Source organism: Yoonia sp. TsM2_T14_4, assembly GCF_049602355.1.
GTDB lineage: Bacteria > Pseudomonadota > Alphaproteobacteria > Rhodobacterales > Rhodobacteraceae > Yoonia > Yoonia vestfoldensis_A.
Map to the genome: position 1 here is coordinate 2,634,270 of NZ_CP187137.1, position 12,463 is coordinate 2,646,732.

General features: G+C 60.9%; 14 protein-coding genes. 2 read left to right on the forward strand and 12 right to left on the reverse strand.

Translation table 11 applies throughout. From position 1 onward, the window contains the following. The 12 genes from pufM to ACPF9B_RS13160 form a co-directional block, all read right to left on the reverse strand. Entirely contained in the window at positions 1 to 927 is a 927-nt protein-coding gene (pufM, locus tag ACPF9B_RS13105; RefSeq protein WP_040483288.1) for a photosynthetic reaction center subunit M, read from the reverse strand. A 12-nt stretch (positions 928 to 939) separates the two neighbouring features. Further along, the gene (gene pufL, locus ACPF9B_RS13110) at positions 940 to 1,770 is read right to left on the reverse strand and encodes a photosynthetic reaction center subunit L (protein WP_007206415.1); all 831 of its coding nucleotides are present in this window, start codon (positions 1,768 to 1,770) and stop codon (positions 940 to 942) included. Between the two features lie 123 nt (positions 1,771 to 1,893). Next, positions 1,894 to 2,046, reverse strand: coding sequence for a light-harvesting antenna LH1, alpha subunit (gene pufA, locus ACPF9B_RS13115; protein ID WP_007206414.1), 153 nt, complete (start codon positions 2,044 to 2,046; stop codon positions 1,894 to 1,896). A 16-nt stretch (positions 2,047 to 2,062) separates the two neighbouring features. Further along, entirely contained in the window at positions 2,063 to 2,218 is a 156-nt protein-coding gene (gene pufB / locus ACPF9B_RS13120; RefSeq protein ID WP_007206413.1) for a light-harvesting antenna LH1, beta subunit, read from the reverse strand. Between the two features lie 147 nt (positions 2,219 to 2,365). After that, positions 2,366 to 2,590, reverse strand: a complete 225-nt coding sequence (pufQ, locus tag ACPF9B_RS13125) for a cytochrome PufQ (protein WP_007206412.1) — start codon at positions 2,588 to 2,590, stop codon at positions 2,366 to 2,368. After that, on the reverse strand, positions 2,587 to 4,047 hold the full coding sequence (bchZ, locus tag ACPF9B_RS13130; RefSeq protein WP_424177919.1) for a chlorophyllide a reductase subunit Z: 1,461 nt from the start codon (positions 4,045 to 4,047) through the stop codon (positions 2,587 to 2,589). Before bchZ ends, pufQ begins: the two co-directional genes overlap by 4 nt. A gap of 136 nt (positions 4,048 to 4,183) precedes the next feature. Beyond that, positions 4,184 to 5,770, reverse strand: coding sequence for a chlorophyllide a reductase subunit Y (gene bchY, locus ACPF9B_RS13135; RefSeq protein ID WP_424177921.1), 1,587 nt, complete (start codon positions 5,768 to 5,770; stop codon positions 4,184 to 4,186). After that, positions 5,760 to 5,897 (reverse strand): hypothetical protein, encoded by a 138-nt coding sequence (locus tag ACPF9B_RS13140; protein ID WP_424177923.1) that lies wholly within the window; start codon positions 5,895 to 5,897, stop codon positions 5,760 to 5,762. Before ACPF9B_RS13140 ends, bchY begins: the two co-directional genes overlap by 11 nt. Then, the gene (locus ACPF9B_RS13145) at positions 5,887 to 6,891 is read right to left on the reverse strand and encodes a chlorophyllide a reductase iron protein subunit X (RefSeq protein WP_007206408.1); all 1,005 of its coding nucleotides are present in this window, start codon (positions 6,889 to 6,891) and stop codon (positions 5,887 to 5,889) included. Before ACPF9B_RS13145 ends, ACPF9B_RS13140 begins: the two co-directional genes overlap by 11 nt. After that, positions 6,888 to 7,826 (reverse strand): chlorophyll synthesis pathway protein BchC, encoded by a 939-nt coding sequence (gene bchC / locus ACPF9B_RS13150; protein ID WP_424177925.1) that lies wholly within the window; start codon positions 7,824 to 7,826, stop codon positions 6,888 to 6,890. Before bchC ends, ACPF9B_RS13145 begins: the two co-directional genes overlap by 4 nt. A 117-nt stretch (positions 7,827 to 7,943) precedes the next feature. Next, entirely contained in the window at positions 7,944 to 9,083 is a 1,140-nt protein-coding gene (locus ACPF9B_RS13155) for a methyltransferase (protein ID WP_007206406.1), read from the reverse strand. Then, entirely contained in the window at positions 9,083 to 9,964 is an 882-nt protein-coding gene (locus ACPF9B_RS13160; RefSeq protein ID WP_007206405.1) for a polyprenyl synthetase family protein, read from the reverse strand. The genes ACPF9B_RS13155 and ACPF9B_RS13160 overlap by 1 nt, the downstream gene beginning before the upstream one ends. 88 nt (positions 9,965 to 10,052) lie before the next feature. Between ACPF9B_RS13160 and crtD the strand changes: the two genes are divergently transcribed. After that, positions 10,053 to 11,615 carry a 1-hydroxycarotenoid 3,4-desaturase CrtD gene (crtD, locus tag ACPF9B_RS13165; protein ID WP_424177928.1) on the forward strand — a complete coding sequence of 521 codons (1,563 nt, stop codon included), beginning with the start codon at positions 10,053 to 10,055 and terminating at the stop codon, positions 11,613 to 11,615. Then, positions 11,570 to 12,445: a carotenoid 1,2-hydratase gene (gene crtC, locus ACPF9B_RS13170; protein ID WP_424180429.1), complete on the forward strand. Its 876-nt coding sequence runs from the start codon at positions 11,570 to 11,572 to the stop codon at positions 12,443 to 12,445. The genes crtD and crtC overlap by 46 nt, the downstream gene beginning before the upstream one ends. Positions 12,446 to 12,463: the final 18 nt, after the last annotated feature.

Consider the following 12,463-nt stretch of genomic DNA (forward strand, 5'->3'; position numbering starts at 1 on the left):
TCAGTTCAGGGGCGCATAGCCGTGGATTTGTGCCCAGACGAACCAGTTGTCCACGACAGTTCCGGACAGCAGTATCCCGATACCACCTGTCAGCGGTGTCAGAACCGCGAACCACCAGGCCCAACGGTGGATACCTTCCATCGTGGCATTAAAGCCCATGGTCCAGCGCCAGAACAATGCAGCCCGTTCAGATGCCGTGCCACGATCCACGATCTGTTCGATCTCGCGTTCGCCACCGAAACGGCTGACCGCAAGGATCGTCGCACCATGCATAGCGAACAGCAGCACCGACCCGTAAAGGAACGCAATCGAAAGCGCGTGGAACGGGTTGTAGAACAGGTTACCATGGGTGATCGAGAACAGGTTGGTCCAGTCAAGGTGCGAGAAGATTCCGTAAGGGACGGCCTCGCTCCATGATCCCATCAGGATCGGCCGGATCAGACCCAGCACAAAGATCAGCCACAGCAGCGCGGCAAAGGCGTAAGCAACATGCAGCCCCATACCCAGCGCCTTGGCGCGCTGATAGGTGTGCAGCCACCAAGCACAGCACCCGACCAGAAAGAAGAAGCTGGCGATCAGCCACCATCCGCCTTCGGCCAGGGGCGCAAAGCCCAGCCCGTATTGTGGCCCCGGCGGTTCCAGCGACAGCCAGAACAGGTCACGGAAGAACAGACCGGGGCTATAGCCGACCTCGGCCCAGAAATTCATCCCGATGATGAAAAACCATGCCGCAAAGCCGATGACCGCGATCATCCCGCTTGATCCCAGATGGACAGGCCCGATCTGGGCGTTGCCAAAAAGGCCAAGCAAGGTCGAGAACCGGGTGCCTTTGGTGCGTTCGCGCATCGTGTCCGCGTCGGCAACGACCCCCATTTCGGCAGGGCCCTGGACTTGGACTTGCGTGAAGATATTTTGATATTCAGCCATTTTCATACCCTCCTACAGGTCTACCCACCAGGGCAGTTCATAGTACCAATCCCACCAGACGATCCATTCCTCGAACCAGATGGTGCCGGAAATCACGATACAGACCGCGCTCCAGAAACCGGCCATCAGCGCAAGGAACAGGCCCAGACGGTGGATACCCAGTGGCCCGATCGAATAGCCGATCAGATCGCGGAAATAGGTGTCTTCGTGATCAGGCGCGCCGATGGTCTTGCCCTTGCCGGGGTTGACCGCGGACAAAACCAGCGATCCATGCAGCGCCAGCGCCAGTGTCGTGATCCAGAAGAAACTGATCGCGACCATATGGGCCGGGTTGTAGTGGAAGTTGCCGTAAGCATAGCCCACGTTATTCACCCAATCGAGGTGGCTGAAGATGCCATAAGGAAACGCATGTCCCCAAGCCCCCAGCAACACCGGTCGGATAATGACCAGCGTGACATAGGCAAAGATCGCAACGCCAAAGGCAAAAGGCACATGATAGCCGATGCCCAGTTTGCGGCAGATTTCGACCTCGCGCATCATCCAGCTGAGGAAGGCACCGACAGCGCAGATCGTGATGATCTGCCACAATCCGCCTTGCAGCAAAGGTGCGGCACCAAGGCCGTATTCGAGTGGTGGCGGATCAATCGAAATCAGCCACGGATTCCATGTTGGGCCTTGGCTGGCCCCGTAAAAAATCATGATTGTCCCAAGGACGGCGAAAAAGAACGTCGTGACCCCGAAGAAGCCAACATAAAATGGCCCCACCCAAAAGTCGAACAGATCTCCGCCTACCAATGTCCCGCCACGGACCCGGTATTTTCTTTCGAAGCTGAGCTGTGCCATCTTCCTACTCCATATGCTACAGGCCCTGCATCCCCGTTCGGCTGCGCCCTGTGATCGTCAATGTCGGTGTTTGCCGCGGGCGGACCAAAGTCCCGCCCGTAGCGATGTTATTGAAAGCGCTGATCAACCGCCAAAGGCCAGCTGGAACCAGTTTGTTGCTTCATTGCTCAGCAGGACGAGGTGAATCATCGCTGCCAGCAGGAACAGGAAAACGCCCTGTGCCACGAATACGCGGCGTGGGTCGAAAACCAGCCAGATCTTATAGAACTGTGCCATGTGGATATTCCTCTTCTTACCAGTTGAACCAAGGCAGCTTGATGTACGTCAGAATATGCGCGACGACGGCCACGATCGTGAAGATCGTAAACCCGCTCATATAAACTGAGTGCAGCTCTTGCGCTTGCTCATCAGTGAGACCTGTGAACGAAAGGTCGGATTTGTCAGCCATGTTTTGTCTCCAAAATAGAATACTGACGCCGCGCAGCCCCCGCGGCCGGGTTACGACAGAAGCTTGTCCTCTGCCCTAATCCGCCATCCCGGGGGGGAATGACGAATATCGTGATGTCCGTTTCCGGACAAATGTCGTGCCGTACCTTCATGCGTTGAAGATATGCGGCGTGATGATGCGCGCCTGGGTCCAGGCCTTGGCGATGGGCCCGTGTTCGGGCAGCTCCATCCGGCGCGCCGCAAACAGGACCCATGTCAGGATCGCCAGCGGCAGGGTCGCCAGAAAGATCAGCGCGAAATACGCATAATATTCCCGTTTCGGGGCCGTGTGCCGCGCCCGTGTCATCGGTGCGTCTGTGGTGAAATCAGTCATTTGCGTCCTCCCAAGGATGGTTGCAGGGTTTCGACGGTCTCCAGCACGACCCTGTCGTTGCCGGCGTCGAGCGCAGCCCGCTCTGCGGCATCGCGCAGAGACTTGGCGGCGGAAATTCGTGTGAGGATCGGGTGCGTCGCCACGATCTCGTCCAGCTTGGCCTGTGCATCCGCATCCCAAGGGAAATCGCGGCGCAAAGGCGTCAGCGTGGCATCGGTCCTGTCCATGTCCGTGCCCAAGGGCAGGATGTGGAACAAGGCATCGAACAGCCCGTTGCAGACCTCTTGCAGCACATAGGTCGCACCGGCATAGCCCATGAACGGGGTGCCCGTGGCGCGCCGGATCGCAGCACCGGGGAAAGAGGCGGGGATAAACACGGGGCTTGGCCCATGTCCGGCCTTCATTTCGGCCAGATACATTTTCTCGTTGATCGACCCCATGACGATCAGCGGGCGCTTGGCATGCAGCATCGCGCGCACTTCGTCATTGTTGGTCTTTTTGCCACGACAGCGCGCAACGGCAAAGGCACATGGGAAACCCAGATCACCCTCAAGATAATGGCGGATGCCACGGGCATAGGTTTCATTCGCGACAATGGCGAATTCCGCCGTAGCAAAGAAATCCTGCGTGACAGACCGCCACAGATCCCAGACCGGTTTGATGGTCGAATGCTTCTCGCGCTCGATAAACGGTTCGGGGTCCAGCCCTGTCAATTCGCCCAACTTGCGCAGGAATTTCGTGGTGGAATCTATCCCGAACGGCGCTTGCAGGTAGGGCTTGTTCAGCACCTCGCACAGGCCACGCCCGAATTCGCGGTACATGCAGATATTCACATCCGCATTCACCAGGTTGCGCATCTCGGCCACATGGGCACCCAAAGGCATCACCATATTGACCTCGGCGCCGATGCCTTCGATCAGGCGCCGGATCTCGGCCAGATCGGATGGCATGTTGAACGCACCATACATCGGACCCAAAATATTGACGCGCGGCGCCTCGCCTGGGGTCCGCTTCTTTTCAGGCGGCATCCGGCCTTTGGTCATGCCGAATTCGGTGAAAATCCAGGTCATCGCGCGGTCGGCGGCTTCCCATTGATCCTCGTCAATCGTGCGCGGCAGGAACCGCTGGATATTGGTACCTTGCGGCGTCACACCGCCCCCGATCATCTCGGCAATCGACCCTGTGACAACCACGGCAGGCAGTGCGGGATCAAGCACTTCCCAAGCGCGTTTCATCGCCGCCTCGGTGCCTTCGCCCATCTCGGTCTCGCCCAGGCCGGTCACGACAATCGGCAATTCATGCGGTGGCAAGCCGTCGGTGTAATGCAAGACCGACGTCACCGGCAGGTTTTCGCAGCCCACAGGCCCGTCGATGACAACCTGCAATCCCTTGACGGCACAAAACGCGTAAACCGCACCCCAATAGCCGCCCGCGCGGTCGTGATCCATGATCAGCATGATCCGCCCCTCGCTTTGTTCAAAAAACTCCGGGGGAGCGCAGCAGGGGCAGCGCCCCCTGCGGTCGCTGTGCGGCCGCGATTGGCTTTGCCAATCTCTTTCCCGCACCATGACGATTTTGTTCCAAAATACGCCATCATATCATCTGCTCCGCCGCAGCCGCACGCGCCTGCTTGTCGAGCTTTTTCTGATGCATCGCGCGGAAATCAGGGCGCAGGTTGGGTGACCCTTCCCAGACACCGGCGGTATCGCCGTGACCCACGCCTTCGAAAAAGGCGCGCATCGTGTCCATCTTTTCCTTGCCCGCAATCGCCGCATTGACGACCTGCGCCAATGACCCGGCACCGGCTGGCCCCATCAGGGGACGCGCGGAAATCAGGTTGGTGAAATACAGCGCGGGCGTCCCGCGTTCCTTGGCATGTTGCACCACGGGCGTGGTGCCAATCGCCAGATCAGGGTTGATCGCATCCACAGCCGCCAGATCATCCTCGAGCGAGGCACGGTATTTCACCTTCACACCGCGGCTTTCCAGCCATGCAGCATCCTCGGCGGACCAAGGGGTTTTCGGACAGGCGGTGCCAACATAAGGCACATCCGCGCCACTTTCGATCAGCAGACGCGCGACCAGCAGCTCAGAGCCTTCATAGCCCGACAGCGTCACGGTGCCCTTGATCTGCGCGCCACCAAGGGCGGCGGTAATCGCAGGCAAAAATGCGTTCTGTGCCGCAGCAATCTGCGCGGCAGGCACATTATACGCCTCGCCAATCGCGGCCAGCCATGCGGCGGTACCGTGGTATCCGACAGGCGCTGAGCCTACGACCTTACGCCCAGCCGCCTGAAATTCGCGCACCGATGCCGTATAGAACGGATGGATCGCTGCCACGACACCGCAATCAAGGGCGGCATAAAGCTCGCGCCATTCGCGGGTGGGCACAACTGGGCCAGCGGCCAGACCCATGGGCGCCAGCATCGCGCCGATCATCATCGGATCGGCGGGGAACATCTCGCCCAGCAGGGCAACAGACGGGCGGTCAGATTTGCCGCCGACAGGGCGGGCAACGGGGCCTGCCTTGATCTCTTCACGGGCATAGGCCAGCATCGCACCGGCCAGAACATCCTTGGCCTCGGCATGGGTGGGGATGCCAAACCCCGGCACGTCGATGCCAACGATCCGCACGCCGTTGATCTCGCGCGGTAGCAGGCGCAAAGGCACACCGGACGCCGTCGGCACACACAGATTGGTGACCACGATCGCATCATAACGGTCGGGATCGGCCATATCATGCACGCTTTCGCGGATATCCTCGAACAGCTTGCCGGTGACCAGCGTTTCGGAATTGAACGGCACATAGCCGACAGACCGGCGCGCACCATAGAAATGCGACACAAAGGTCAGCCCGTAAACGCAGCAGGCAGACCCCGACAGGATTGTCGCCACGCGTTTCATACGCAGGCCCACACGCAAAGACCCGAACGCCGGACACATGGATTGTGGCTGGTCATGTGGTCCTTGCGGATAGTCCTTGGCATATTGGTCCAGAATGTCGGATTTGCCCGCAGCGCGTGCTGCGTCCTTCATCGTGCCGCCCGAAGAACAGCCGCCAGCCAATGCTGTCTGCGCGACCTCGGGTGTCGCCACGACAGCCTCGCCTTCGATGATGCGGACATTGCCCGCCTCGTCATAGCCGACTTCGTAACCTTGAGTCTGGTGATCAAGCGTCATAATGTTGCGCCTCCTTCACGGGAACGCGGGCGATCGCGCCAAGCAGCCGTTGCAACTGGTCGGGGCGGGCGTTCGCCAGCATCTGGCGCACTTCCTCGCGGGTTTGGCGGGATGGCTCAGGCGTCATCGTAAATGACCTCCAGGCTTTCTTTGGCCACAGCGTTCTTGCCGCGCATGTCCATGTCGGTGGCAGGGACCAGTTTGTAATCGCCGCCGGTATCCTTGGCATCGAACAGCCCCAGCAGACCGTCTTGGTCCAGCGGGGTCGGGCGCACAGGTGGCGCAATACCAACCGCATCGGCAAGACCCGCAAACATCGGGCCCCATTCGCTGTCATAGCTGCCCACGATCTGGTAATTCGCGGATTTCTTGCGCAGATCGTCGTTCTGCGGGATCGCGCAAAGCACGGGGATTTTCACGGCTTCGGCAAAGGCCTGCGCCTCTCCGGTGCCATCGTCCTTGTTGATGACCAGACCGGCCACACCGACATTGCCGCCCATCTTGCGGAAATATTCCACCGCCGAACAGACGTTGTTGGCGACGTAAAGCGATTGCAGATCGTTGGACGCGACCAGGATCACCTTTTGCGCCATGTCGCGCGCAATCGGCAGGCCGAAACCGCCGCAGACCACGTCGCCCAGGAAATCGAGCAGGACATAGTCAAAGTCCCAATCATGGAACCCCAGCTTTTCGAGCAATTCGAACCCGTGAATAATACCGCGCCCGCCGCAACCGCGGCCAACCTCTGGCCCGCCCAGTTCCATCGCGAACACGCCACCACGTTTGAAACAGACATCGCCGATGGCGACCTCTTCGCCCGCCAGTTTTTTCTTGGCGGATGTCTCAATAATCGTCGGGCAGGCCTTGCCGCCGAACAACAGGCTGGTGGTATCCGATTTAGGATCGCAGCCGATCAGCAGTACGCGCTTGCCCATTTCGGCCATCATGTGGGACAGGTTGGCCAGCGTGAACGACTTGCCGATCCCGCCCTTGCCATAAATCGCAATGATCTGGGTTTTTGATGTGGGCGGCCCGCTTGGCACTTCGAGCGAAGGTTCCTCGTGGGCTTCATCGCGCAGACGCTGATCGAAATCCTTCAGGTTCGGTATTTCATCTTTCATGCGGTTCCCCAGTTCAAAATCATTTTCAGGCAGGCCGGATCGCTGAACGCCGTTTCATAGGCAGCGGTCGCGGTTTCGGCGGCTTGTTCGTGTGTGATCAGATCGCCCAAGCGCAAAGTGCCGTTTTCGACCAGCGCGCGTGTGGCTGTCATATCGTCAGCTTTCCATTCCGCGCTGATGCGCAAACGGGCCTCTTTCATAAAGGCGGGCGGAAAGGCGAATTGCAGTGGCGCGGTATAAAAACCCGCCAGAACAATCTCGCCGCCCTTGGCGATGCGCCCGATCCACTCGTTCAGCAGATCACCACGGCCGGAGGCATCATAGATGGATGTATAATCGCGGCGCGTGTCGGTTTCGGGTGTCATCACCTGATATCCCTTGGCACCCGCCATGCGGATAGGGTCCACTTCCCAGACGGTCGGCGCAGGTGCGCCCGCCGCGATGGTCAGCCGCGCCAAAAGGCGGCCCAGAACACCGTGACCAATGATCAGATCAGGCACAGATTTGTTCGGCCCCGCCATCGCGTGCCGCGCGGTGGCAGCCAGTGCGAGCAATGCGCCACCCGCCCCAAGGCCACGGTCGATCCGTGTCACACGGGACGCCTTGGTCACGATGGTCTGTGCAGCAGCCCCGAACAGGCCAAACGCGCCTTCATAGCAATTGGCACCGGGGACAAAGACATGTTCCCCCACGCGATACCCGCTGTCCAGGCCAGCCTCGACCACTTCGCCCGCGGCCTCGTAGCCGGGGATCAGCGGATAACCCATGCCGGGAAATGGCGGCATATCACCGGACCAGAACAGTTTTTCGGTGCCTGTGGAAATGCCGGAATGGCGGATCTGGACAACAATATCGTCACGCGCCGGGGGTGTGATTCCCACCGTATCAAGCCCCAGCTTGCGGGGTGCTGATAATATGACGGCCCTTGTTTCCAATTAATCTCTCCTGCGGTGCTTGGGGCCATTCTGGCCTGACAGCAGCGCCTCCTCTTGGATTGAGTTTATCTTTTTGATGGGCAGTGTCAATTCTTTTAGACACATGGTGTGTAAACTTTACCTTACACCTTCAACAACCGAGGTGATGAAGGGGCGCGCGGCCTTTGGCAGACGCAGGCTGGAGAATCCGGCCTGTTGCAAAAGCGCCGCAATCCTGTCGGCCGACCGCGCGCGCCCGGTGCGCATTGCCATGCAATAGATCGCGAAATAGGCATCACCCGCGCGATGCGGGGCAGCGCCGCCTGTCATCGGTTCGGAAATCACGATCCGCCCGCCGGTGGGCAGCGCGGCATAGGCGGCAGCCAGCAAATCAGCCACAGTTTCATCGCTGTGATCGTAAAGCACGCGCACAAGGCTGATCATATCGGCCCCCTGCGGCAGCGGCTGGTCGCGGAACGATCCTGGCACGATCTGCACCCGATTCGTCATGTCCGCTGCGCCGAACCTGTCCTGCGCGGCAGGAACGACGGCGGGCAGATCGAACAATGTCATCGCCAGTTTCGGGTAGGCCGCACCCACCGCCGCAAGGAATGCACCTGTCCCACCACCCACATCCATCAAGCGGGTGACACCGCGAAAATCGACCGCTGCCAGCGTGTCATCGGCGACCAAAAGCTGGCTATCGGCCATCAGGCGCGAATATTTGGCGGCACTGTCCGGGTTGGTCGCAGCCCCAGCGCCGAACACATAGGGCCAGAAATCGGCCAGTTCCGTGTCCACTTCACCGCGAAAAAACGCAACGGGGTCCGACAGATCACGATAAAGCACGTCATGATGCGCGATCATCCCCGCCAGACCGGGCACCCCAGCAAGCGCGGCACCCCGCGTTGTCAGCGCATAAAGGCCCGATTTGCGCTGTTTCAGCAGGCCCAGCGCCCCGGCCGCGGACAGCAGCACCGCCATACGGTCGGGCGGCATCCGCCCTTGCACCGCCAAGGTGGACAAGGGCAGTTCATGGACCAACAACAGCTTGGGGATATCCAACGCTACCAGCGTATAAAGCACCTGCGAGTGACAGAAACCGGCGACAAGATCGAACATCGCATGGCCTTCGGACCGGACCAGGCGACGTGTCAGGGGAAAGCGGGCAGCCCATTTCTGAAAGGCAGGCGAGGCCACCAGACGTGTGAAACGCGACGCGCTTTGGCGGTCAAGGTCAGGCCCGGATACCGGCATTGTCACAGCCGCATCCGTCATTATTCGCCCGGCACGGTGCGCCGGTCACGCGCGCCCGCAGGCACCAATCTATCGGCATAGGCGCGCACCATCTGGGCCAGCGCCGCCTCGCCGGGGCAAGCGGGAATCGATGAAATCGCACCACCAAGGATATCGTCAAACCGTTTGACCGCGCCCTGTACGCCGTAAGCGGCCACCGCATTGGGCCGCCCGTGCAGATCGTCCTGACCTGCGGGCTTACCCAGTGTCGCATCATCGCAGAGCGCGTCACGCAAATCGTCGGCGACTTGAAACGCTTCTCCGATCCGCGCGCCAAGTTCGGCCCAGGGTTCGGCCTCTTGCCCTGCGGCCACGGCCCCCATCTGGGTCGCGGCAATGAACAAGGCCCCGGTTTTCGCCTGATGATAGGCGGATAAATCAATCTGGCTTTCGCTTTCCCAGCCTTGCCCAGCACAAATGCCAAAGGGCATGCCGGTCCGCGTGCCAAGGATATCAAGCAACGTGATCGCACGCGCAGGCGCGTCGCCCGCCGCGCGCGCAAGCAAATGAAATCCCATAATAATCAGGCTATCGCCCGCCAGCACGGCCAAAGGTTCGGAAAACGCGCGGTGCAGCGCGGGCTTGCCACGGCGCATATCGGCATCGTCGAAACAGGGCAGATCGTCATGCACAAGGCTGGCGCAATGCACCAGCTCCAGCGCCGCCGCCGCCGCATTCGTGAGCGCCGGACGGTCATCACCACAGGCCATTGCCACGCTCATCAGAATCGTTGGCCTGATCCGCGCACCACCCGGAGTGACGGCATAATTCAACGCCGCCGCCAGTTTGGGAGGCGCCACGCCGCCCTGTCCCTGCGCGATGGCAGCGGTCATTGTAGCTTCGATCCGGTCGGCGATTTTCATGGCATGTGTCCTATCTCACTTCCATACTGTCTATTTTAGTTTACATATGTCAATGTAAATCAAACGATACACTAGAGGCCCGTGCGAAATGACCACATCCGCGGAAAAGATCGTGATCATCGGCGCGGGAATCGCCGGATTGGCCACTGCCTTGCGCTTGGGCCATGCGGGATACGATGTGTCGGTCGTGGATATGCACGCTGCACCGGGCGGTAAAATGCGCGCCATTCCATCGGCAGCGGGTCCGGTCGATGCCGGCCCCACCGTGCTGACGATGCGCCATGTGTTTGACACGCTGTTCGCGGATGTCGGTGATAATCTGGCCGATCATGTCACGCTGACGCCGCTGGCAACGTTGGCGCGGCATTACTGGGACGACGGCACGCAGCTGGACCTGATGGCCGATGCGCAGGCCAGCCTTGCCAATGTCCGCGATGCCTTTGGCGCAGTGGCAGCGGCGGAATTTGCTAGTTTCTCGGCCCGCGCAAAGCGGCTGTTTGATGCCTTCGACGCGCCAATGATGCGCACCGCCATGCCCGACCAGATCGCCGTGGCGCGCAAGGTGCTGGCCCAGCCCCACCTGATCGCCGATATGGCACCGCACCGCACGCTGGCGGGGCTGCTGAAATCCAGCTTCAGCGATCCGCGCTTGGCGCAGCTGTTCGGGCGTTATGCGACCTATGTCGGCGGCTCACCCTACCAGTCGCCCGCGATCCTGTCGCTCATCTGGCAGGCCGAGGCGCAGGGCGTCTGGACCGTCGCAGGCGGGATGCAAAAGCTCGCGCAGGCTATCGCAGGGCTGGCAGAACGGCACGGCGTGCAGTTTCATTACGACACCCGCGCCCTGCGGATCACCCGCCAAGGTGGGCAGATCAGCGGGGTCGAGACGACCAAAGGCCATTTCGCCGCCGCCACCGTCGTGTTCAATGGCGACCCACGTGCGCTGGCGACCGGATTAGTGGGCGACAGTTTTGCAGGGATTGTCAAACGCGACGGTATCGCACCGCGCAGCCTGTCGGCCTATGTCCATGCCTTCGCAGCTGTGCCGCACGGCATAGATCTTGCGCATCATACTGTGTTTTTCGGCCATGACCCCAAGGCGGAATTTAGCGCACTCGCCCGCAATGAAATGCCGCGCGATGCATCATTGTACCTGTGCGCGCAGGATCATGGCACGGCAGCCCCAGACGCCTTGCAACGTTTCGAAATCATCATGAACGCAGCCCCCGTTCTGCGCGACCCCGAACAGGAAAAAGCCCAATGTCAGACACAGATTTTCGCCCGTTTCCGCCAGTTCGGACTGACCTTCAGCCCGACACCCGGGCCGGACAGCCTGACCACGCCGCAGGGGTTCGCGGATCTGTTCCCCGCGAGCCTCGGTTCACTGTACGGGCGCAGCCCGCACGGTCTGACGGCGGCCTTCAAGCGCCCGACGATCAGAACGGCGATGCCGGGGCTGTATCTGGCGGGGGGCGGGGTGCATCCGGGGGCGGGGGTGCCAATGGCGACGCTCTGCGCCCAGCACGCGGCCGCGGCGATCTTGAGCGACCTTGCTTTGCGCTCGACGTCCCGCCGGGGGGTTATGCTTGGTGGTACATCGACGGCATCAGCGCCTGCGGCACCAAAGCCGTCAGCGTCATCGGGTTCATAGGGTCCGTCTTTTCGCCATGGTATGCATGGTCGGGGCGCGGTGATCCGGCCAATCATTGCTGCATCAATGTGGCGACCTACGGCCCAGGCGGGCGGTTCACCATGACCGACCGCGGGCGACAGGCGCTGCGCACCAGCACCGACACATTGCAGGTCGGCCCATCGTCGATGCATTGGAACGGCAAAGCCTTGGTGATCGACATCAACGAGATCAGCGGCCCGCCCGTCATCAGCCGCGTGCAAGGGCAGATCACGATCACGCCGCGCGCGGTAACATCCGTCGAACTGCCGCTGACGCCCGATGGAGCGCATGTCTGGCGGCCATTTGCGCCATCGTCGGACATCACGGTCGATCTGGCGGCAAAGGGCTGGCAATGGTCGGGGCATGGGTATTTCGACGCCAATTTCGGCACCAGACCGCTAGAGGACGACTTCAAATTCTGGACATGGGGCCGGTATCCGACCAAGGCGGGCGCGACCTGCATCTATGACGCGACGCGGCGGGACGGGTCCATGCTGGAAACCGCCATCGCCTTTGAGCATGACGGCACGGCCCGACAGGTCAGCGCGCCACCGCGCGTGCCGTTTAAATCGTCGGGCTGGCGGATCAGGCGCGAAACCCGCGCCGACCCCGGCATCGCACCCCGGCAGGTGCTGGGCATGCTGGACGCGCCGTTCTATTCACGCTCCGCCGTCCAAACGGTGCTGGACGGCGAAACCGTCACCGGCGTCCATGAAGCACTGGATCTGGACCGCTATGCGTCACCGCTGATCAAGCCGATGCTGGCCTTTCGCGTGCCGCGACGCGCCGGTTGGCAACAGGGCGATTAAGCTGACGGTTAATTCAAA

Coding starts and splice junctions, on each gene's coding strand:
- pufM (WP_040483288.1), bottom strand. CDS start 927: ATGGCTGAATATCAAAATATCTTCACGCAAGTCCAAGTCCAGGGCCCT.
- pufL (WP_007206415.1), bottom strand. CDS start 1,770: ATGGCACAGCTCAGCTTCGAAAGAAAATACCGGGTCCGTGGCGGGACA.
- pufA (WP_007206414.1), bottom strand. CDS start 2,046: ATGGCACAGTTCTATAAGATCTGGCTGGTTTTCGACCCACGCCGCGTA.
- pufB (WP_007206413.1), bottom strand. CDS start 2,218: ATGGCTGACAAATCCGACCTTTCGTTCACAGGTCTCACTGATGAGCAA.
- pufQ (WP_007206412.1), bottom strand. CDS start 2,590: ATGACTGATTTCACCACAGACGCACCGATGACACGGGCGCGGCACACG.
- bchZ (WP_424177919.1), bottom strand. CDS start 4,047: ATGCTGATCATGGATCACGACCGCGCGGGCGGCTATTGGGGTGCGGTT.
- bchY (WP_424177921.1), bottom strand. CDS start 5,770: ATGACGCTTGATCACCAGACTCAAGGTTACGAAGTCGGCTATGACGAG.
- ACPF9B_RS13140 (WP_424177923.1), bottom strand. CDS start 5,897: ATGACGCCTGAGCCATCCCGCCAAACCCGCGAGGAAGTGCGCCAGATG.
- ACPF9B_RS13145 (WP_007206408.1), bottom strand. CDS start 6,891: ATGAAAGATGAAATACCGAACCTGAAGGATTTCGATCAGCGTCTGCGC.
- ACPF9B_RS13155 (WP_007206406.1), bottom strand. CDS start 9,083: ATGACGGATGCGGCTGTGACAATGCCGGTATCCGGGCCTGACCTTGAC.
- ACPF9B_RS13160 (WP_007206405.1), bottom strand. CDS start 9,964: ATGAAAATCGCCGACCGGATCGAAGCTACAATGACCGCTGCCATCGCG.
- crtD (WP_424177928.1), top strand. CDS start 10,053: ATGACCACATCCGCGGAAAAGATCGTGATCATCGGCGCGGGAATCGCC.